This is a genomic window from Sphingobacterium bovisgrunnientis, from assembly GCF_009829085.1.
In the GTDB taxonomy this organism is placed as follows: domain Bacteria; phylum Bacteroidota; class Bacteroidia; order Sphingobacteriales; family Sphingobacteriaceae; genus Sphingobacterium; species Sphingobacterium bovisgrunnientis.
Genome location: NZ_WUQY01000013.1, coordinates 75483 through 96959, shown reverse-complemented (window position 1 = coordinate 96959; position 21477 = coordinate 75483). Strand labels below are relative to the sequence as shown.

Sequence of the window (21477 nt, the reverse complement as noted above, 5' to 3'; positions counted from 1 at the left end):
GGGGTTCGTGATATCAATTTTTTCTTATTCAGATTGACTAAGTTATTTGCTTAGTCCACAGGTTTTGTACATGATCCATGTTTGCGGCTTAAGCCATGTTGATTTGGTTTTTTGTCCTCTCCTTTCCAACCAAAGAAAGCCTTGCTTGACAAAACATAAGATGTACGATCCCAATTTTTGCCCTTCAGCACGCGCCCCATCATTTCTTCGGATTGTCCAGCGGAATAGACTTCAGCATTATCAAAGAAATTCACGCCAGCATCATAAGCGATAGACATCAATTTATCATTTTCCTGATCACCAGTTTGGCGTGCAAATGTCACCCAAGACCCAAAAGATAAAACACTCAATTGCAGTCCTGTTTTCCCCATTCTTCTATATTCCATAGTTATCTTATTTTTTTATTTAAATGTAAAAAATCTACAGCATTTACATACTATACTTTCGAAAAAGCTATAGTTAAAGATTTAATTATGTAAATTGGATTAACCATGAAAAAACGCTATCCAATTCTATTGTTCACAATTCTAGTATACTTTTACACGCCTACTAATGCACAAAATAATTTGGCGCAGGTTGAAGCTTTGCAACCTACCCCCAAAATCTATTCAGCTAAGAAAATTGACAGTAAAATTGATATTGATGGAAAGATGGAATCCATTTGGGATACCGCACCTTGGTCATCTGATTTTATTGATATTGAAGGCACTAACAAACCCAAACCAACATATCGGACCCGCTATAAAATGCTTTGGGATGATGAAAATTTATACATTTACGCCAAACTGCAAGAGCCTCATATCTGGGGAACACTTCAAGAACATGATGCTATTATCTATCATGACAATGATTTTGAGATTTTCTTAAAACCAAATCACGCCTCTCCTATTTATTATGAAATCGAAGTGAATACACTCAATACCATTATGGACTTAATGATGCCCAAACCCTATCGGTTTGGAGGACAGGCGGTGATGCATTGGGATGTCAAAAATTTAAAATCTGCAGTATATATTGAAGGAACCTTAAACAACTCCATAGACGAAGATAGTTATTGGGCTGTAGAAATGGCTATACCTTTTAAATCGTTGCAAAAATTTGGCAGTGCGACTACACCTAAACTCAATTCATTCTGGCGCATTAACTTTTCCAGAGTACAATTGCAGCACGAAGTTATTGAAGGCGCGTATTCACGTAAAAAATTGAATGGAAAACATATTTCAGAAGACAATTGGGTATGGTCACCTATTGGACTTGTGAATATGCACTATCCCGAACGTTGGGGTTTCGTACGTTTTACCAATGATGATGAATCAACTACATTACCGCCATTTTATGAAATCGAAAAAACAGCCTGGAATATTTATTATTTGCAACAGGCATACTTTAACAAAAAGCAACACTTTAGTTTTGATTTAACCGAATTGGAAGGACATTCAACGTTGCTGGAAAAAGATTTGGCAAAGTATGATGTACAATTAACGTTCTCTTCCAATAAGAAGTTTTATCACCTCAAATTAAAAGAAAAATACTCAAAATATTATTTTACCATAGATAGCCACGGCAATTTTACAACGAATTATGAATAACAGACGATCATTTCTCAAGGCCGCAGGACTGGGTTTAGCAACATTGCAGTTAAATCCTTTCCAACTTTTAGCCAATACTTCACCTTCTTTTACTTTTGATTATTGGCTTTGGATAAGACCAAATGATAAAGAAACAGAAGCTCAAATAAAGAAAAAACTACAGAGCTATAAAGATGCTGGAGTTCGTGGCCTTTTCTTTGAAAATTACAGCAAAAAGCATTTTCAGCTGACGAAGGAATTTGGCATGGAAGCGCACCGTTGGATGTGGACAATGAATCGTGGCGAAAAAGAATTGTTGGAAAAACATCCTGAATATTACGCCGTAAGCCGTTCGGGAAAATCCTGCGCTGACAATCCACCTTATGTCGGCTATTATAGATTTCTGTGTCCTTCACACCCTGATGTACCCAAATATTTGGAAGAAAAAGCACGTGAACAATTACAAATGGAAGATGTCGATGGTTTGCATCTGGACTACATTCGTTATCCCGACGTTGTACTTCCAGTTAATCTTTGGGAAAACTACAACTTGGACCAATCTACCGAATTAGCGGATTATGACTTTTGTTATAGCAAATTTAGTAAAGAAGCTTTTTTGAGAGATACAGGAATAGATATAGACAAAGTCGAAAGGCCAGAACAAAGTTTGTCGTGGCGCGCATTTCGGTATGGACAAATCACAAAAGTCGTTAATCGAGTTTGCGAGGTCGCAAAAGAATACAAAAAACCTGTAACCGCTGCTGTCTTCCCTACTCCAGATTTGGCGCGACGAATCGTGCGACAAGATTGGCCCATGTGGAATCTTTCGGCTGTATTTCCGATGATCTATCACGGTTTCTACAAAGAGCCTATCCATTGGATTGGAACAGCGGTTGAGGAAGGAGTCAATTCTTTAAAAGAAAAATATCCGCTTTACGCAGGGTTGTATTTGCCAGATTTTAAAAATCTAAATGAATTGGAGCAAGCTATTGCCTTAGCAAAGGCAAAAGGTGCTGCAGGTATCTCACTGTTCGGCGAGACTGAATTTGACACCCAAACCATCAATTTGTTACGCAAATTGCATTAAAAATTTTCTTGCCAATGACTAGAAAAAGTCAGGCAAGAAAATTTTATCAAGTGATTAAAATTTCCCTAATCAAGAAAAAAATATTACCTTTGTATCCCGTACATAAGGCTGATGTAATGGAGTAAAAATCCCACATCTATAGTTGAAAATTCCATAATTGCTATGACTAAATATATCTTTGTTACGGGCGGCGTAACCTCGTCGTTAGGGAAAGGCATTATTGCTGCCTCTCTTGCCAAGCTTCTACAGGCACGTGGCTTTAAAGTTACCATTCAAAAGTTTGATCCATACATTAATATCGATCCAGGAACCCTGAATCCATATGAGCATGGGGAGTGTTACGTGACGGAGGACGGTGCAGAAACAGACCTAGACTTAGGACACTACGAGCGTTTTTTGAATGTACCTACTTCGCAAGCAAACAATGTGACAACAGGTCGTATCTACAAACACGTTATCGAACAAGAGCGCGCAGGTGCTTACTTAGGTAAAACAGTACAGGTGGTACCTCACATCACCGACGAAATCAAACGCCGTATGCAGCTTTTGGGGCAGACTGGTGAGTATGATATCGTCATCACAGAATTGGGTGGTACTGTAGGTGATATCGAGTCCCTTCCTTTCGTAGAGGCGGTTCGCCAATTACGTTGGGAATTAGGTAACAACGATTCATTGGTTATTCACTTGACATTGGTTCCTTATTTGGCTGCTGCTGGTGAATTAAAAACAAAGCCAACACAACACTCCGTAAAAACTTTATTAGAATATGGCGTTCAGCCTGATATTTTGGTATGTCGTACAGAACATAAATTGAACCAAGATATTCGTAAAAAATTAGCGTTATTCTGTAATGTTAACGTAAATGCTGTAATTGAATCTATAGATGCATCGACAATTTATGATGTGCCTCTTTTGATGTTGAAAGAGCAATTAGACAAAACGGTATTAACGAAGTTGAAATTATCGACTAAAAATGAGCCAAATTTAGAAAACTGGAAAGCATTTTTAGGTCGTCTTAAAAATCCTACAGATGAAATTAACATCGCATTAGTAGGTAAATACGTTGAACTTCCGGATGCGTACAAATCTATCATCGAAGGATTCATTCATGCTGGTGCTGCAAACGAAACAAAAGTAAAAGTGAAATACGTTGCCGCTGAAAGTATCAGTGATGAGAACGTAGCAGATAAACTAAAAAATATTGATGGCGTGCTAGTAGCTCCAGGATTTGGAGAACGTGGTTTGGAAGGTAAACTAACGACTATCAAACACGTACGTGAAAACAAAATTCCGTTCTTTGGTATCTGTCTAGGGATGCAATGTTCAGTAATAGAATTCGGCCGTAACGTATTGGGATTGAAGGATGCCAACTCATTCGAAATGAATGAAAACACACCTCACCCTGTTATCAATTTGATGGAAGAACAAAAAACAATCAAAAATATGGGTGGTACAATGCGTTTAGGTGCATACGATTGTGAAATCAAAAAAGGTACAAAAGCATTTGCTATTTATGGCAAAACTAAAATTTCGGAACGTCACCGTCACCGTTATGAATTCAATAACGACTACTTAGAACAATACGAGAATGCAGGTATGATCGCTTCAGGATTCAATCCGGATACAGGTTTAGTAGAGATCGTTGAATTAAAAGATCATCCATTCTTCGTGGCTGGACAGTTTCACCCAGAATTAAAGTCAACTGTTGCAAATCCTCACCCACTTTTTGTTAGCTTTGTAGCCGCTGCTTTAGCGAATAAAAAAACAGTAAAAAAATAATTTTTTGACTAAAATATTTTAAATGGATAGAAATAACATAATTGGATTAGTTTTAATCTTCTTGATTTTCGGAGGCTCATTCTACTTGATGAAGCCTAGCGAAGCTGAAATTAAACTAGAACAAGCAAGACAAGACTCTATTGCTGCCGTGAAAAATGGCGTAGTAGCGAATCAAGATACAAACACACAAGTTCTTCAATTGGACTCAACAGCTTTAGCAAAACCATTTGGGGCAGCTAAAGTTGGTCAAGAGGAATTAGTAACATTAGAAAATGACATTCTTAAAATCGACTTGACTACTAAAGGTGCTAAAGTTAAGAATGTATTATTGAAAGGTGAAGAAAACTTCGATGGCTCAGCCTTAAATATCATTGAAGGAGACAACAATAAATTTGGTTTCATTTTCAAAGCTGCTGGCGAAAATATTTACACGAATGATCTATTATTTTCGGTAGTAAATAAATCCGCTAAATCAGCGACTTTGCGTCTAAGCTATAAAGCTGATCAATATTTAGAATACACGTATACACTTACGGATGGACATAATGTAGCTTTAAATGTTAATGCAGTTGGTATTCAAAATCTAGTTGATGTTCAGCAAAAGTCATTGATTTTAGATTGGGAAACTACCATTTTACAAAAAGAGCAAAATATCAAATCTGAAAGAGAAAAATCAACAATTTTCTTCAAAGACGCTGAAGCGAACATTGATTACTTATCTGAAACAAGTGATGACGAAGAAAAATTGGACGAGAGCAAATTGGAATGGATTGCGTTTAAGCAACACTTCTTCTCTTCTATCCTTTCTTCAAAACAAAAATTTGAAAACACAAACTTAGTAACAAAAATCGCTACACAAGATGGTGTAGTGAAAACGTTCAAAGCTACTGCGGAATTAGGGTTCAATGCCCAAGCAAACAATCATTACGAATTCAACTATTTCTTCGGGCCAAACAAATACAATACGTTAAAAGCAGAAGGTCAATCGTATGACAAGCTTATCAATATGGGTTGGGGACCTATCGGTTTGATCAACAGATTCATCACTGTTCCTTTATTTGATTGGTTGGATGGTTATGCATTGAGCTATGGTATCGTGATTTTGATTTTGACTTTATTGTTGAAAGGTGCGATGTTCCCACTGACACGCAAATCGTATTTGTCGATGGCAAAAATGCGCGTGTTGAAACCACAATTGGACACTATCAAAGAAAAAGTAGGCGAAGACAACCCCATGTTGTTGCAACAAGAGCAAATGAAATTATACAAACAAGCGGGTGTAAATCCACTTGGCGGTTGTTTGCCTTTGTTATTGCAAATGCCATTTACCTTAGCTTTCTTCTTCTTCTTCCCGAACTTGTACGAACTAAGAGGTGAGAGCTTCCTTTGGATGAAAGATTTATCAACATACGATACATTCTTTTCTTTCAGTCCGATAATGGGTATTGGTCACGTTTCACTAATGTGTGTGTTGATGACATTGGTTACATTGTTGACAACTTGGTACAATAACGTAACATCAGGAGCGACATCAGGAATGGCTAGCCAAATGAAATACATTGGTTACATCATGCCATTATTGTTCTTCTTTATGTTGAATAGTTTCCCTGCTGGATTGAATTACTATTACTTCTTAGGTGCTGTATTCACATTCTTAACGCAATTTATCATCCGTCAATCAATCGATGATGACAAAATCTTAGCGAAATTAGAAGAGAACAAGAAAAATCCAAAAGTGCAAAAGAAATCATCTTTCCAAGCAAAAATGGAAGAAATGATGAGACAGCAACAAGCTGCACAACACAATAAAAACAAATAATCTCCACCGAGATTATACATAAAACAAAACTCCCGATTAGTTATTCACTAATCGGGAGTTTTGTTTTATTTCTACTTCGTCATTCCGACGACAGGAATCAAAAAAATTATGCTTAAAAATTGCTAATATTAATTCAAGTCAAACTTATAACCTACGCCTTTTACAGTAGAAACGTATGTTTCGCCAATTTTCTCACGAAGCTTACGAATATGAACGTCAATCGTACGGTTGGTAACCACCACAGAATCTTCCCAAATAGCTTTCAAAATTTGTTCGCGTGTGTAGACTTTGTTCGGTTTGGATGCTAACAAGTATAGCAATTCAAATTCCTTACGCGCTAAAATAATTTTTTCTTCACCACGATAAACAATAAATTCATCACGATCTATTACCAAGTCCGCGATTGTAACTTTGTCTGAAGGTGCTTCCACGATTTCTTGACTTGTTCTACGCAAAATAGCATTGATACGTGACATCAACGCACGTGGTTTGATAGGTTTCGCAATATAATCATCAGCTCCCACGTGAAACCCAGCGATTTCTGAATATTCCTCGCTACGCGCTGTCAGAAATACCATAAATGTATGTTTGAATTCGGGCATAGCACGCATCACACGACACGCTTCAATACCGTCCATCACAGGCATCATGACATCTAAAATAATTAAATCAGGATTTACTTCTTTGGCTTTCTCTATTGCAAGTCTTCCATTGGTAGCGGTGTATACCTGGTAACCTTCTCGTGTTAAGTTGTAGGAAATGAGATCTAAAATATCCTGCTCATCATCTACCACAAGTATTTTTTGCTTGACACTCATAGCTTGTTTTTTTGCTAAAATATGTACTTAATGGTAAGATAAAGTTAATCAAATATTATGAAATTGTTAAGCCCTAAAATAGACTTAACAATTTCATAAATGTTTTATTTTGTAAGAATGGTTTTGAGTAAGTCTTCCAACTCTTTACTGCGCAAGTTTTTAGCCAAAATTTTGCCGTCAGGATCCAATACCACTGAGCTAGGGATCGCTTTAATGCGGTAATCGATAATCAAGTCCGAAGACCAAGCTTTCAAATCCGAGATATTGGTCCATGTTAACTTATCTTCTTCGATAGCACGCATCCAAGAACCAGGATTGTTATCTAAAGAAACGCCCAATATTTCAAACCCCTTGTTTTTGTAATCGTTGTAAATACGGACTAAATTTGGATTTTCTTTGCGACATGGCACACACCACGAAGCCCAGAAATCTACCAACACATATTTACCGCGGTAATCCGAAAGCTTCACCGTCTTGTTACTTGGCGTGTACGCTTCAAACTCTGGCGCAGGTTGTCCAACAGCCAATCTTTTCAATTTTTCAATTTCCTCACGGAATTGATTGACAATGGCGTTATCTTCAAACTGTGTCTTAATTTTATCCGAATAAGCTATCAATTCTGATTCAGCCAATTCAGGATCCAAGGTGCTCATTGCAAAAAATCCAGCCAAATCATTTTGCTTTTCAGCAAAAGAAACCGCTTCTTTCGTATAGAAACGCATGCTATTACGGTATTCCGCTAAATATTCCGAACGCAGAATGTCAATTTCAGCTTCTGATTTATCAGCAATACGCTTTGTAAAATCCGATTGCAAGGAATCTTCTACGAATTCTTTACGCGCCTTGATGGGCGCAAATTGCTTCAAAGCTGTAGACAAATCTGATCCCTGCACATCATAAGTTTCAGGATTCTGTAAGTCCGCATTAAACACCACTTCTTCTCCTGGAGTGAGAATAATTGGGTATTTATTATTACCAATTTGAACAGACATCAGACGCGATTGCGTAGCTGGTCGTTCAAATTGGAATTTATTAAGATCCGAAAGAAAGACAGAATCCAACTTACGATCACCTTCATAAAAAGCTACCACTTTCACGTTTCCAGGATTTTTAATTTCTCCCGAAATTGAAATTGTGTCTTTGTTCGAACATCCAATCACACTTAATAATGCCGCACCCGCCAAAAAAGATTGTAGCTTTCTCATAGTATCTGTTTTAAAAGTTTATTTTGTCAAAAAATCCTTTGCACGCGCAATTGCTTTGTCCAAACCACTTGCTTCTTTACCACCTGCTGTCGCAAAGAATGGCTGACCGCCACCGCCACCTTGTATATCTTTTGCTAAATCACGAATAATTGCACCTGCATTTAATCCTTTTTCTTTCACTAAATCTTCCGAAACAACCACCGTTAAACTTGGTTTTCCATCAAATTCAGCACCCAAGACTAGGAATAAATTATTCAAAGCGCCTTTTAATGCGTAAGCTAACGTTTTTACCGCATCCGCATTTGGTAAATCAACTCTAGAAGCCAAGAAATTCACGCCATCTATAGTTTCGAATTTAGCTTCCAAATCTTTCTTCATTGAAAGTGATTTCTCACGAATAGTATTTTCGATTTCTTTCTTCAATGCTCCATTTTCTTCCACAATTTTAGAAACTGCAGAAATGAAATCTTTCGGATTATTTAATATCTCACGCATATTTTGCGCCAACTCAAAATGCTCACGAATCACCGCAGTAGCTTTTGTACCCGTGATCGCTTCGATACGACGTACACCTGCCGCAACAGCCGACTCCGACACAATCTTGAAGAATCCAATCTGTCCAGTTGCTTTCACGTGCGTACCGCCACAAAGCTCTTTTGAAAATTTATCTTCAAAAGTAATGACACGAACGAAATCACCATATTTTTCACCGAATAAAGCTGTCACACCAGAATCTATTGCTTTTTGATATGGAACTTGACGCTCTTCTTTCAACGCAATATTCTCACGAATTTTTGCATTTACGATATCTTCAACTGCTTTGATTTCGTCATAAGTCATCTTTGAGAAATGCGAAATATCAAAACGTAATACATCAGGATTTACCAATGAACCTTTTTGATTCACATGATCACCTAAAACTTGTTTCAAAGCTGCATGCAACAAGTGCGTCGCAGAGTGGTTTGATTCTGTATCCAAACGCTTAGCAACATCTACTTTAGCTTCAAAAGTTCCTTCCAAAGAAGAAGGCAATTGATTCACGAAGTGAACGAAAAGACCATTTTCTTTCTTTGTATCTGTTATAAATACTTTCTCACCAGATTCTGACACTAAAACTCCTGAATCCCCTACTTGACCACCACCTTCAGCATAGAAAGGCGTAACCGATAACACCAACTGGTATTGATCTTTACCCTTAGCCGAAACTTTACGGTATTTTACGATTTCTGTAGTAGCAGTTAAAGTATCATAACCCACAAATTCGGTATCGTCACTATCATTAACAATTACCCAATCGCCAGTATCAATAGCTGTAGCTGCTCTTGATCGATCTTTTTGCGCTTGTAAAGCTTTATCGAAAGCTTCCATATCAACTGTCAAACCCTTTTCACGAGCTAATAAATCCGTCAAGTCGATAGGGAAACCGTATGTATCAAACAGTTCGAAAGCAAAATCACCATCAATGATTTTATTTCCTTCTGCGTAGTTTTCAAATCGCTGAATACCGGTTGTCAATGTACGTAAGAATGAAACTTCTTCTTCTAAAATTACTTTCTCCACGAAATCTTGCTGTGCATACAACTCATCAAATACCCCTTTGAATTGCTCAGCTAATACAGGAACTAATTCGTGGAAAAACGGATTTTTGAAATTCAAGAATGTATACGCATAACGTACCGCACGACGTAAAATACGACGGATTACGTAACCTGCTTTATTGTTTGAAGGTAATTGACCGTCAGCAATAGCGAAACTCACCGCACGTATATGATCCGAAATCACACGCATAGCGATATCCGTTTTCTCGTCAGCTCCGTATTTAATGCCCGATTTTTCCGAGATAAATGAAATCAACGGTTGAAATACATCGGTATCGTAGTTGGATGTTTTGCCTTGAATACAACGCACCAAACGCTCAAAGCCCATCCCCGTATCCACATGTTTATTTGGTAAAGATTCTAAACTTCCGTTTTTCAAGCGGTTGAACTGCATAAATACTAAGTTCCAAATCTCAATCACTTGAGGATGGTCCGCATTTACCAAATCTTGACCTTTTACTTGTGCGCGCTCTTCTGTTGAACGCATATCAAAATGGATTTCAGAACAAGGTCCACAGGGTCCTTGGTCACCCATTTCCCAAAAGTTATCCTTTTTATTTCCTAATAAGATTCTGTCTTCAGCTATAAGTGACTTCCAAAATTCATAAGCTTCCGTATCACGCTCCAAATTCTCAGAAGCATCACCTTCAAAAATCGTTACATACAAACGGTCTTTGTCCAATTTATAGACTTCTGTCAATAATTCCCAAGCCCATTCTATAGCTTCTTTTTTGAAGTAATCGCCAAATGACCAGTTCCCCAACATTTCGAATAAGGTATGGTGATACGTATCAATCCCCACTTCTTCCAAGTCATTGTGCTTTCCAGATACGCGCAAACAACGTTGTGTATCGGCTACTCTCGGATATTTAACCGCGGATTCTCCCAAAAACAATTCTTTGAATTGGTTCATTCCGGCATTTGTAAACATCAAAGTAGGGTCATTTTTGACTACCACGGGAGCCGATGGTACGATATGGTGTGATTTGCTTTGAAAAAAATCCAAAAACGCTGCGCGTATTTCTCTACTGGTCATGAAATTATACTTTTTTAAAGTCGCAAATTTACTCAAAATAGCTGGCTAATACAATCATATTCCAGTTTTGTTAAGCTTTTTAATTTGAACTAAATAACGACAACAATCATTTTTAAAAGGTGCAACACATCATCTTTTTATTGAATAATGTTTAGTAATTTTAGGCTATTACTTACAGCGACCCCAAGATTATATGAGAAAAAAGATTTTAGTACCTACAGATTTTTCAGCCAACGCCTTGTCTGCAGCACTTTATGCGTGCCAAGTTGCAGCGCAAAACAATTACGACATTCTATTATTTCATTGTTATACAACCAGCACCGTAGATACCGCAGATTCGCAAATTCAAGAATTAAAGTCTTCATTGCTACAGGAATATTCTGCTTTGCAAATTGAAACCGAATGTGTCTCCCGCTTGCTGACAGATGTATTACCAGAATATGCAGTTGCACCCACGTTTGTTTTAATCGTATTGGGTACAACAGGTGCAGGTAAGGGGAAATCAGTTATCTGGGGAAGTAACACTTCCTTTATCACGAGTAAAGCTAAAATTCCGGTCATTGCGATTCCTAGCGCAACAGAAAAATTTTCAACTGATAAAGCAGCTATATTAACAAATTTCAAAGCAGAGGAAATTGAAACGCTTAATGCGTATATAAACGAAGTATCTCCGATAAAGCATTTGGACATTATTCACATCTTCAAAGACAATAAAAAGGCGGCTGAAGTGCAACAAGATTTGGAAGATTGGACTTTTAACATCAAACAATTGAGTGGCATAGAGTCTATCAACATTATTGCACAACCTATTCAGCACAACTATGAAGAATTGGATACAATTCCTGAAGTAATTAATCATATTATCACCACAAATAATTACGATTCAATTCTGGTGACTAAAACTCGAAAATCATTTTTTGAAAGAATAATAAATACTTCTGTCTCGCGCCAGATCACATTGACTTTACAAAAACCAACATTCTTTGATAATATTTAATACAAAGCATATGAGCAATAAAATTTTAATACCTGTTGATTTTTCTATACATTCTGACAAAGCCGTAGAATATGCAGTACAATTAGCTGAAAAGAACAATTTTCAAATTGATTTATTACACGTTTTCACAGATCACAGTAATATTTACCATAATGCTTTACAAGATCCTGGCTTAGTAGATCCTCGTGTACCAGAAGCTAAACAAAAAATGGCACAATTGATCGAAAGCCAAAAAAGTGAAACACAAGAAATTTCATTTCAATCACTATATGCTGATGGTAACCTTTACGATGAAGTACGAAGATTAGCAGTTCAAGAACAATACAGTGCCATAATAATGGGTACAAAAGGGGCTTTTGGTTTAGATGCTTTGCTTACTGGTTCCAATATGTTTGATGTATTTTTAAACACAAAAGTTCCCGTATTAGCAGTTCCCTATAGTGAAAAGAAATACAAAGTAGAAAAAGTAGGTCTACTATGTAATTTCAAATATGGTGAAATAGATGTTTTGAAGCAGGCTGTAAAAGTTTACGGTACTGATTTCGAATTGGTGTTAATCCATGTCAATACTTCGGATGAGTCCATTCATAATATTGATAAAAGCTTTGATGTGTTTATTGATAAGATTATCGAAGAAACAGGTATTGAAGATATCTCCTATGTGATCAAAGCACAAACTTTCTTTGTACAATATAAAGAGGATATTTCTTCAGCAATTAATACAGTGATATCGGATGAGTTATTAGATGTACTATTAGTAACAAAAAGTAAAAAATCTTTTTTAAGGAAGATTATCGAGGAAAATATTGTTAAAAAAATGGCTTACGACATTAAAATACCAAAGTTCTTTGCTAGAAGATCAGAAATTTAAAACTAAATCTTTGTAGATAAATAATTACATAAATCTTAAAACAATGAATCTTTTTGGAATCATTGTTTTAAGATTTATTTTTTTGGCAACATAATTGTCTTACAGGAAGAAAAAGATATATTATGATTAACAACTACAAAAAAATCTCTCTTGCATTAGCAGCTGGACTATTTTCGACCGTTGCTTTTGCACAAGTTTCACATTCTACAATCGATGGAACTACCCCTTTTGCTCCGAGTTCAGATTATAAAACATGGTCAATTGGATTAAATGCCGGTGTTTTAAATCAATCTAATATATTCGGGTTTAATCGTGCTGGTTTCGATAAATTAAACCACAATCTTGGGTATAGCTCTTATATTAAAAAATATATTTCACCTTCATTTGGATTGAAAGCTCAATATTTAGGTGGAAAAATCGGTGGTGCTAACGAGACAGCAGGTGCTGCAATTTCTGAATTTGAAACTAAAACACCTTGGTCAGCAGCATTATCCGCTGAATGGACGTTAGCTAATACAAACTGGAGATTCGTAAATAGCATTATTAAACCTTATTTCTCAGTTGGTGTAGGTGCGTTGAATTTTGAGACCACTACTACTACTGCAGCTGGTTCTAACACAGCTAGCGCACAAACAAAATTATATGTACCAGTAGACGCAGGTTTGAAATTTGCTATCGCTAAAGGTGTTAACTTAGATTTAGGTTACCAACTAAACTGGTCTAATCAAGATTTCGACGGTATCACTGGAGGTCAATACAAAAATGACTTATTCTCTTATGCACACGCAGGTTTAGAGTTTGCTATCGGTGGATCAGGAAAACCTTTCTTAGGCAATAGCAATCCAGCAGCAACACTAGCATCTGATGTGAACAAAAAATACGATGAAATCAAAGCAGAACGCGACGCTTTAATTGCTTCAAACAGCGAGTTAAAAGGCCAAATACAACAAATCAATGATGGTCTAAAAGATGACGATGGTGATGGTGTACCTAACAAATTTGACAAATGTCCTAATACGCCAACTGGTGTACAGGTAGATGGTGCTGGATGTCCAATTACAGTTAAAAACGAGACTAAAGTTATCGAAAAAATCGTTGTAACAGAAGAAGATAAAAAAGTAGTAGATGAAGCCATCAAAAACTTAGAATTCGAAACTGGTAAATCAACTATTCGTTCGACTTCATACGCTTCATTAGACAGAGTTGCTGCAATTTTAATTGAGAAAAACTTTAGCTTAAAATTAGCTGGACATACAGACAACACAGGTTCTTTACAAACAAACTTACGATTATCTAAAGAGCGTGCAGAAGCAGTGAAAGCTTATTTAGTATCTAAAGGTGCCAACGCTTCACGTATCGAAGCTACTGGTTACGGTCCAAACCAACCTATCGCGTCAAACAGCACAGCTGAAGGTCGTCAGCAAAATCGTCGTGTAGAATTTACACTATTTTAATATAAATTACACATTAAATTATTTAAAACGGCTTTGATTAATCTCAAAGCCGTTTTTTTTTATGCCACCAATTGTAAGTTTTAAACTACATCATTGAATAAAAAATCCCAAGAAAAATCACAAAACAAATTGATTAACAAAAACTTAATAAATAAAACCAATTGAATTTATTTTAAAATAAATATCAAATCTCATTAAAATCAAGAAGTAATATTTATATTTGCAACACAATGTTGTATAAAACAATTTTATATTGCTTTTGTTTATGGTTAAAATGTACTCTATTATGAAAATGAATAATTTTATTAAGACGTCTGGATTATTACTCGGACTATTAGCGACATCAAGCATTTACGCTCAAGATGCTATTTATGACAGTTCTCTACCTAGCTCTACGTATAGAACTTGGTCATTCGGTTTGAACGGTGGTTTGTTAAGCCAAGAAAGCAAATTTGGATTTAATAAAGGCAATTTAGAGTTAGGCTATAGTGCTTATATTAAAAAGCACTTATCACCAAATTTCGGATTTAAACTCCAGTATTTAGGTGGTAAGATTCGCGAAGAATCTAATTCAACTACGCAGTTTGAAACTAAATTACCTTGGTCACTTGCATTCTCAGGGGAATATGTGTCAAATTTATTCAATTCAAAAGTAGTAAGACCATATGTAGCAGCAGGAATTGGTTATTTAAATGCTAACAGAAGTTCAGGCTCCTCTGAAGTGGATGTAAAAAGAGTTTTTGTACCTGCTGACCTAGGTTTAAAATTTGTTATCGGAAAAGGTGTTAACTTGGATTTAGGCTATCAATTCAACTGGACTAATGATTATTTCGATGGCAAGCAAGTCAATACATTCCCTTATGATCTATTCTCTTATCTCCACACGGGATTAGAATTTGCACTAGGTTCAAAAGAAAAACCATTTATTCAAAATACTAAACGCAACAATTCAGCAGATCTATTAGCACAAAAATATGATGAGTTAAAGGCTGCTCAAGATGCTATTTTGAAATCTAATCAGGAAGTTAAAGATCAATTAGGCAACTTAGTTAATGGCTTAAAGGATGATGATAATGACGGTGTAGCAAATGTATATGACAAGTGTCCAAATACACCTGTAGGTACAAAAGTAGATGGTTCAGGTTGTCCTCTTCCAGAATTAAAATTACCTGAAAGCGAAAAACAAGTAATTATTGAGGCTGTCCGAAATTTAGAATTCGATTTCAACCAAGCTACTATCCGTTCTTCATCTAATAGTTATTTAAACAAAGTAGCTGATTTAATGAAAGACAAAGGATATAATCTAAAATTAGATGGATATACTGATAACATTGGCAGTGCTGCTGTAAACCAAAAGTTATCTAAAGATCGTGCTGATGCAGTTAAAGCTTACTTAGTTTCAAAAGGAGTAAGTTCAAATAAAATTGAGACTGCAGGACATGGCGCTAAATTCCCTATTAGTTCGAATAGTACGGAAGAAGGTCGTCAACAAAATCGCCGCGTAGAATTTTCACTATATTAATTCTCAGGATTGTTAAAGGTTAAAGGGGAACTGGCGAGTTCCCCTTTATATTTACACAAAAGCACTAAAGCCTGTAATACTTCTTGCTACTATTAAAGAATTGATTTCTTTTGTGCCTTCGTAAGAATATATTGCTTCAGCATCAGCTAAAAATCTAGCTACATTATATTCTAGTAAAATTCCATTTCCTCCCATCACTTCTCGTGCACGCGACACAATATCTCGAGTACGCAATGTGCAGAATACCTTAGCTAAAGACGCATGTTCATCTTTCAATTTACCTTCATCTTGTAATTCAGACAATCTATATGTAAGTGTCTGCATTGCCGTGAGGTTAGATAGCATTTCTACCAAATGATTTTGTATTAATTGGAAAGAGGCGATAGGTTTTCCAAACTGTTCACGCTTCAACGTATATTCCAAGGCATTTTCATAAGCTCCACGCGCACAACCAACCGCCATCCACGCAACCCCAGCTCTTGTCATCTGCAATACTTTGGCTGTATCTTTAAACGAATTTGCATTCGGCAATCTATCGGATTCAGGGATTATACAATTTGTCAATGTAATCAAGCCATTTTGCACAATACGAAGTGCCATTTTGCCTTTGATCTTTTCTACAGAAAAACCTGGATTTTCTTTCCGAACAATAAAACCTTTGACTTGATTGTCATCAACGTCACGAGCCCAAATTATTGTTATATCCGAAAATGTTGAATTACCTATCCATTTTTTCTGTCCATTCAGCACCCAACCTTCTGCCGTTTTCTTACAAGTAGTCGTCAAACCACCAGCCGTAGCTGATCCAACTTCAGGCTCCGTCAACCCAAAAGCACCTATTTTTTTCAATTGTTGCATCTGTGGCAACCATTCTTGTTTTTGCTCTTCCGAACCGCACATATATATAGATCCCATGGCCAAGCCACTTTGCACACCTAAGAAGGTTGCAATCGAAGGATCGATACGCCCAAATTCAGCGGCAATAATCCCGTCCATTAATGAAGTTCCACCTGCACAGCCATAGCCTTCATATACGTACCCGCAGACATTCAGCTCAGCCAATTTTGGAATTATTTCAAAAGGGAATTCATCATGCAACCAATATTTATTGACTAAAGGCTTTATTTCTGCTTCCAAAAAAGCCCTCACTTTCAACTGCAATTCTCTATCCGCAGGAGACAACTTTGCTTCTACAGCATAAAAATCTGCATCAATGGGCGGTGGATCTTTTTTCTTCTTTTGTGAAGTAAGCATTTTCATTGCCATTTGTAGTTGCCGCTCATCCATTTTGGATACCGAATTTATTACCGCAGCTAAATCAACTTTTTGGGATAATTTTTCAAGTTGTGCCAAATCCACTGATTTAAACAACTTTATCAATTTTTGAATCTTCTCAAACATAATATCTCCTTTTGTGTATGATCTTTTTTTATTAAAATAACTTTTTATTGTTGCATTTCAAGAAATGTATACTATATTTGCATCCGAAATAACACGAAAATTATTTTTAATAACTGATAATCAGTTTGTTATATTAAAAATAAAAAAAGTTTTATTTTTTGGGTTACCTTTTATGGTTACCCGTATTAATAGGTATAGTAAACGAAATTGTTTCAATTAAAATAGAAAATTAAAAGATGAAAAATTTATTCGCATTCGGATTTTTAGCATTAGCTTTAACTGTAGTTTCATGTAACAACACTACAAAAACTGAAGAAACTGCTGATTCTTTAACTAACGTTATCGATTCTACAGCTACAGCTTTAACTGATTCTATCAACGCTACAGCTGATTCAGCTACTGCAGTTGTTGATTCTATCGCTGATTCAGTTGCTAACGCTCAATAATTCCGATAAGAGTTAAAATACTCCAAAAAGCTCGTGTTCTGATGACACGGGCTTTTTTGTTTATATAAATCCCCGAATAAACGTAATATTTCTTATTTTTGAGGCTAACTTAATTAGTCCTTCTGACTTGTATTATTTTAACTTATGACATTATCATCGCTTACAGCCGTCACTCCAGTAGACGGAAGATATTACAATGCTACAAAAGAATTATCTGACTATTTCTCAGAATTTGCACTTATCAAATACCGCGTTCTAGTAGAAGTAGAATATTTTATAGCCTTAGCTGAATCAGGAATACCACAATTAACACATTTTGATGGTTCTTTAAATGATAAATTGAGAAATATTTATCAGAACTTTTCAATCGAAGATGCGCAATGGATCAAAGACACGGAGAAAGTAACCAACCACGATGTGAAAGCCGTAGAATATTTTTTGAAAAATGAATTTGAGAAATTAGGCTTACACGATTCTTTAGAGTTCATTCACTTCGGTTTGACTTCTCAAGATATTAACAATACAGCTATTCCGTACTCTTGGAAAGAAGCGATCAATAATGTTTACCTACCTACAGTCACTGAATTAATAAATGAATTGAAGGGATTATCTGACGAATGGAAAGATATTTCAATGTTGGCCCGTACACACGGACAACCCGCATCTCCTACTCGTTTGGGGAAAGAGATCAAGGTTTTCATTGAGCGTATCGAAAAACAAGTTAACACATTGAAAACTGTTCCTTATTCTGCGAAATTTGGTGGTGCTACTGGTAATTTCAATGCACATCATGTGGCCTATCCGCAATTGGATTGGGTTGCTTTTGGAAATAAATTTGTTAATGAACAATTAGGTCTTGATCGTTCGCAGACAACAACACAAATTGAACATTACGATAATTTTGCGGCAAGTTGCGATGCATTAAAACGTATCAACAATATCGTAATCGACCTTTGCAGAGATATTTGGACGTATATCTCTATGGATTACTTTAAGCAAAAAATCACAGCTGGACAAATTGGTTCTTCTGCAATGCCACACAAAGTAAATCCTATTGATTTCGAAAATGCGGAAGGAAACTTGGGTATTGCTAATGCTATTTTAGAACATCTGGCTGCTAAATTGCCTATTTCAAGGTTACAACGTGATTTAACTGATTCTACGGTATTACGTAACGTTGGTGTTCCATTTGCACATACGTTGATTGCGTTCAAATCGACTTTGCGTGGTCTACGTAAATTAATTTTAAATGCTGACGCTTTCCAAAAAGATCTAGAAAACAATTGGGCTGTAGTGGCAGAAGCTATTCAAACAATTCTTCGTCGAGAAGGTTATCCTAAACCATACGAAGCATTGAAAGATTTGACACGCACAAATGCACATGTGACACAAGAAACAATTGCAGTTTTCGTAGAAGGTCTAAATGTATCTGACGAAGTTAAAGCTGAAATCAAAAATATCACACCTTCAAATTACACCGGTGTAGCTTTGTAAGCTTTTACGATTCAATGACGTGGATCATTTTTCTATCTACTATATTTGAATAATTTTTTAATAATTATGGCAACAATTAACGTATATACAGAATCTACTCCAAACCCTTCGACAATGAAGTTTTTGGTAAATAAACTTTTAATCAACGGAAGTGTAGATTTTCCAGATAGAGAAAAAGCACAAGAGTCACCTTTCGCGCGCGAATTATTCAAATTCAACTTTGTAAATGGTGTTTTCTTTGCTTCTAATTTTGTGACGATTACGAAAACTGATGATGCAGACTGGAGTGATATCGAAGCGCTATTGAAAGAATTTGTAAAAGGCGCTGTTGAATCGGAATTGAAAATCCAAGAGGTTGCAAAAGATGAAGATGTAACTTTTGAAGGTACGGATACAGAAATCAAAATTCAACAAGTATTACACGATTATGTAAGACCTGCTGTAGAACAAGATGGTGGTGCTATTGCCTACAAATCTTTCGAAAATGGCACAGTAACTGTCGAATTAAGAGGTTCATGTAGTGGCTGTCCTTCTTCGACTATTACGTTGAAATCCGGAATTGAAGGATTACTAAAACGTATGGTTCCTGAGGTTGAAGAAGTCGTAGCAGAAGCTATGTAATCGGAATCCAAGATATTATATTCGTAAGAAGGCTTAGTAAAACTTTACTAGGCCTTTTTTATGTAGTTATCCAATCCATTGATTAACTTTAATAAATTATCCACTCTGCATGAAATATATAGGCTTACTCATCACAATTATTCTTTTTATACGCTGTACAACGAATATTGAAGTTGATCTAATTGTACACAATGCAAAAGTATATACAGTTGATTCTACTTTTACAATTCGAGAAGCATTTGCCGTAAAAAATGGTATTTTCATCGATATTGGTACGAGTAAACAAATATTAGCACGATATAAAGCCAAAGAAATTATTGACGCACAGCAAAAACCGATTTACCCAGGATTTTATGATGGTCATGCACATACATTTATGTTGGCCGATTACTTGCAACAAGTAGATTTGGTTGGATGCAAATCCATAGATGAACTTATTTCAAAAGTGCAAGAGTATAGAAAAAAGAACCCTGAAACAAAATGGATATTAGGTGGTGGATGGGATCAAAACCTCTGGCCTGACAATGCATATCCGCACCGCGATACGTTAGATAAATATTTCCCTGATATTCCTGTATTCTTACATCGCATCGATTACCATGCAGCTATTGCTAATTCAGAAGCCTTGCGTATTGCACAAATAGACACTGTAGTTAATGTAGAAGGCGGAAAAATAGATGTTGATTCTGCTCAACGTATTACAGGTGTTTTGATAGATAATGCGATGGCACATGTGACAAAATATATTCCAGCCGGAAATGAAATAAATATTCTTCAAAAACTTAGACAAGCGCAGGATTCTTTGTTTTCTGTGGGATTAACATCAGTCGTGGATGCGGGATTAGATACCGAACAATTGGAATTGCTAAAGAAATTTTACGAACAAGATTCTTTGAAAATTCGCAATTATGCAATGCTATTTGCCGAACCTCATAATATTTCAAAATACATCAATGAAGGAATTTACGAATCCGATAGACTAAACATCAAAGCGATAAAACTAATGGCTGATGGCGCATTGGGATCACGTGGTGCCTGCCTTTTGGAAAATTACAGTGATGATAGCACAAAAGGTTTTCTGCTACATTCTCGAGCAGAATTCGAAGAATCTTTAGCACTCTTAGCCAACTCTCCTTTTCAAGTAGCGATTCATGCGATTGGTGACTCTACAAATAGAATGCTGTTGGATATCTATGGCGCACTAAATGTGAAAAGCAAAAGATGGCGTATCGAACATGCGCAAGTCGTACATCCTTCAGATTTTATCAAATTCAAAACGTTTAATATTATTCCATCTATTCAACCTACACATGCAACTTCTGACATGGGTTGGATCAATGATAGACTCGGTGCAGAAAGAGCTAAAGGAGCGTACGCTTATAAAAAATTAGTAGAAGCGTACGGCAAAGTAATTATAGGTACCGATTTTCCTATTGAACACTTCAATCCATTATACAGTTTTCACGCAGCTGTAACGCGTCAAAATGCATTGGGATTACCTAAAGAAGGTTTTCAAATTGACCAAGCACTTTCACGAGAAGAAGCGCTTCGCGGAATGACTATCTGGGCTGCATTTGGTGCTTTGCAAGAGAAGAAACGTGGTTCTATTGAAAAGGGGAAAGATGCTGATTTTGTAATGCTAGAAGATGATATTATGACCGCAGAAAACAATAAATTGAGAAATATCAAAACCCTTCGAACGGTGATCGCCGGAGAATCGGTTTACATAAAACCCTAACAAAAAATGGAGCTCATAAGCTC

Annotated in this window: 17 protein-coding genes; 12 read left to right on the top strand and 5 right to left on the bottom strand. The window is 36.3% G+C overall.

Going from position 1 to position 21477, the window contains the following annotated elements:
* Nucleotides 1-50 precede the first annotated feature (50 nt).
* Complete coding sequence (locus GOQ16_RS08490) at nt 51-386, bottom strand: aldo/keto reductase (protein WP_240140983.1); 336 nt, start codon at nt 384-386, stop codon at nt 51-53.
* A 105-nt stretch (nt 387-491) separates the two neighbouring features.
* Here GOQ16_RS08490 and GOQ16_RS08485 point away from each other — a divergent pair, with 105 nt between their 5' ends.
* The 4 genes from GOQ16_RS08485 (at nt 492) to yidC (ending at nt 6253) form a co-directional block, all read left to right on the top strand.
* Entirely contained in the window at nt 492-1589 is a 1098-nt protein-coding gene (locus GOQ16_RS08485) for a carbohydrate-binding family 9-like protein (RefSeq protein ID WP_160068887.1), read from the top strand.
* A complete protein-coding gene (locus GOQ16_RS08480; protein ID WP_160068886.1) occupies nt 1582-2655 on the top strand; it encodes a family 10 glycosylhydrolase in 1074 nt (357 codons plus the stop codon). The genes GOQ16_RS08485 and GOQ16_RS08480 overlap by 8 nt, the downstream gene beginning before the upstream one ends.
* Before the next feature lie 162 nt (nt 2656-2817).
* Nucleotides 2818-4434, top strand: coding sequence for a CTP synthase (gene pyrG, locus GOQ16_RS08475; RefSeq protein WP_160068885.1), 1617 nt, complete (start codon nt 2818-2820; stop codon nt 4432-4434).
* A gap of 22 nt (nt 4435-4456) precedes the next feature.
* Nucleotides 4457-6253, top strand: coding sequence for a membrane protein insertase YidC (gene yidC / locus GOQ16_RS08470; protein WP_160068884.1), 1797 nt, complete (start codon nt 4457-4459; stop codon nt 6251-6253).
* A 128-nt stretch (nt 6254-6381) separates the two neighbouring features.
* On the opposite strand, the gene GOQ16_RS08465 is transcribed toward yidC, so the two are convergent.
* The 3 genes from GOQ16_RS08465 to alaS form a co-directional block, all read right to left on the bottom strand.
* Nucleotides 6382-7071, bottom strand: coding sequence for a response regulator transcription factor (locus GOQ16_RS08465; RefSeq protein WP_149913066.1), 690 nt, complete (start codon nt 7069-7071; stop codon nt 6382-6384).
* 104 nt (nt 7072-7175) lie between these two features.
* Nucleotides 7176-8276 (bottom strand): TlpA family protein disulfide reductase, encoded by a 1101-nt coding sequence (locus GOQ16_RS08460; protein WP_160068883.1) that lies wholly within the window; start codon nt 8274-8276, stop codon nt 7176-7178.
* 18 nt (nt 8277-8294) lie between these two features.
* Nucleotides 8295-10910: an alanine--tRNA ligase gene (gene alaS / locus GOQ16_RS08455; protein ID WP_160068882.1), complete on the bottom strand. Its 2616-nt coding sequence runs from the start codon at nt 10908-10910 to the stop codon at nt 8295-8297.
* Between the two features lie 193 nt (nt 10911-11103).
* On the opposite strand from alaS, the gene GOQ16_RS08450 reads away from it, so the two are divergent.
* From GOQ16_RS08450 to GOQ16_RS08435, 4 genes are all read left to right on the top strand, one after another.
* Nucleotides 11104-11907, top strand: coding sequence for a universal stress protein (locus GOQ16_RS08450; protein ID WP_160068881.1), 804 nt, complete (start codon nt 11104-11106; stop codon nt 11905-11907).
* A 10-nt stretch (nt 11908-11917) separates the two neighbouring features.
* Complete coding sequence (locus GOQ16_RS08445) at nt 11918-12778, top strand: universal stress protein (protein ID WP_160068880.1); 861 nt, start codon at nt 11918-11920, stop codon at nt 12776-12778.
* 122 nt (nt 12779-12900) lie between these two features.
* Nucleotides 12901-14232, top strand: a complete 1332-nt coding sequence (locus GOQ16_RS08440) for an OmpA family protein (RefSeq protein WP_160068879.1) — start codon at nt 12901-12903, stop codon at nt 14230-14232.
* Between the two features lie 292 nt (nt 14233-14524).
* On the top strand, nt 14525-15754 hold the full coding sequence (locus tag GOQ16_RS08435; RefSeq protein WP_240140982.1) for an OmpA family protein: 1230 nt from the start codon (nt 14525-14527) through the stop codon (nt 15752-15754).
* A gap of 51 nt (nt 15755-15805) precedes the next feature.
* Here the strand turns inward: GOQ16_RS08435 and GOQ16_RS08430 are convergent, their stop codons facing one another.
* On the bottom strand, nt 15806-17155 hold the full coding sequence (locus tag GOQ16_RS08430; protein WP_160068877.1) for an acyl-CoA dehydrogenase family protein: 1350 nt from the start codon (nt 17153-17155) through the stop codon (nt 15806-15808).
* A gap of 236 nt (nt 17156-17391) precedes the next feature.
* On the opposite strand from GOQ16_RS08430, the gene GOQ16_RS08425 reads away from it, so the two are divergent.
* The 4 genes from GOQ16_RS08425 (at nt 17392) to GOQ16_RS08410 (ending at nt 21454) form a co-directional block, all read left to right on the top strand.
* Nucleotides 17392-17601 (top strand): hypothetical protein, encoded by a 210-nt coding sequence (locus GOQ16_RS08425; protein ID WP_149913074.1) that lies wholly within the window; start codon nt 17392-17394, stop codon nt 17599-17601.
* A 144-nt stretch (nt 17602-17745) separates the two neighbouring features.
* Nucleotides 17746-19095: an adenylosuccinate lyase gene (gene purB / locus GOQ16_RS08420; protein ID WP_160068876.1), complete on the top strand. Its 1350-nt coding sequence runs from the start codon at nt 17746-17748 to the stop codon at nt 19093-19095.
* Nucleotides 19096-19161: 66 nt separating this feature from the next.
* Entirely contained in the window at nt 19162-19716 is a 555-nt protein-coding gene (locus GOQ16_RS08415) for a NifU family protein (protein WP_160068875.1), read from the top strand.
* Nucleotides 19717-19825: 109 nt separating this feature from the next.
* Nucleotides 19826-21454, top strand: coding sequence for an amidohydrolase (locus GOQ16_RS08410; RefSeq protein WP_160068874.1), 1629 nt, complete (start codon nt 19826-19828; stop codon nt 21452-21454).
* The last annotated feature ends 23 nt before the right edge of the window (nt 21455-21477 follow it).

What these genes read in the sequence shown, in the direction of transcription:
- GOQ16_RS08490 (WP_240140983.1), bottom strand. Translation starts at nt 386, where the DNA reads ATGGAATATAGAAGAATGGGGAAAACAGGACTGCAATTGAGTGTTTTA.
- GOQ16_RS08485 (WP_160068887.1), top strand. Translation starts at nt 492, where the DNA reads ATGAAAAAACGCTATCCAATTCTATTGTTCACAATTCTAGTATACTTT.
- GOQ16_RS08480 (WP_160068886.1), top strand. Translation starts at nt 1,582, where the DNA reads ATGAATAACAGACGATCATTTCTCAAGGCCGCAGGACTGGGTTTAGCA.
- pyrG (WP_160068885.1), top strand. Translation starts at nt 2,818, where the DNA reads ATGACTAAATATATCTTTGTTACGGGCGGCGTAACCTCGTCGTTAGGG.
- yidC (WP_160068884.1), top strand. Translation starts at nt 4,457, where the DNA reads ATGGATAGAAATAACATAATTGGATTAGTTTTAATCTTCTTGATTTTC.
- GOQ16_RS08465 (WP_149913066.1), bottom strand. Translation starts at nt 7,071, where the DNA reads ATGAGTGTCAAGCAAAAAATACTTGTGGTAGATGATGAGCAGGATATT.
- GOQ16_RS08460 (WP_160068883.1), bottom strand. Translation starts at nt 8,276, where the DNA reads ATGAGAAAGCTACAATCTTTTTTGGCGGGTGCGGCATTATTAAGTGTG.
- alaS (WP_160068882.1), bottom strand. Translation starts at nt 10,910, where the DNA reads ATGACCAGTAGAGAAATACGCGCAGCGTTTTTGGATTTTTTTCAAAGC.
- GOQ16_RS08450 (WP_160068881.1), top strand. Translation starts at nt 11,104, where the DNA reads ATGAGAAAAAAGATTTTAGTACCTACAGATTTTTCAGCCAACGCCTTG.
- GOQ16_RS08445 (WP_160068880.1), top strand. Translation starts at nt 11,918, where the DNA reads ATGAGCAATAAAATTTTAATACCTGTTGATTTTTCTATACATTCTGAC.
- GOQ16_RS08440 (WP_160068879.1), top strand. Translation starts at nt 12,901, where the DNA reads ATGATTAACAACTACAAAAAAATCTCTCTTGCATTAGCAGCTGGACTA.
- GOQ16_RS08435 (WP_240140982.1), top strand. Translation starts at nt 14,525, where the DNA reads ATGAATAATTTTATTAAGACGTCTGGATTATTACTCGGACTATTAGCG.
- GOQ16_RS08430 (WP_160068877.1), bottom strand. Translation starts at nt 17,155, where the DNA reads ATGTTTGAGAAGATTCAAAAATTGATAAAGTTGTTTAAATCAGTGGAT.
- GOQ16_RS08425 (WP_149913074.1), top strand. Translation starts at nt 17,392, where the DNA reads ATGAAAAATTTATTCGCATTCGGATTTTTAGCATTAGCTTTAACTGTA.
- purB (WP_160068876.1), top strand. Translation starts at nt 17,746, where the DNA reads ATGACATTATCATCGCTTACAGCCGTCACTCCAGTAGACGGAAGATAT.
- GOQ16_RS08415 (WP_160068875.1), top strand. Translation starts at nt 19,162, where the DNA reads ATGGCAACAATTAACGTATATACAGAATCTACTCCAAACCCTTCGACA.
- GOQ16_RS08410 (WP_160068874.1), top strand. Translation starts at nt 19,826, where the DNA reads ATGAAATATATAGGCTTACTCATCACAATTATTCTTTTTATACGCTGT.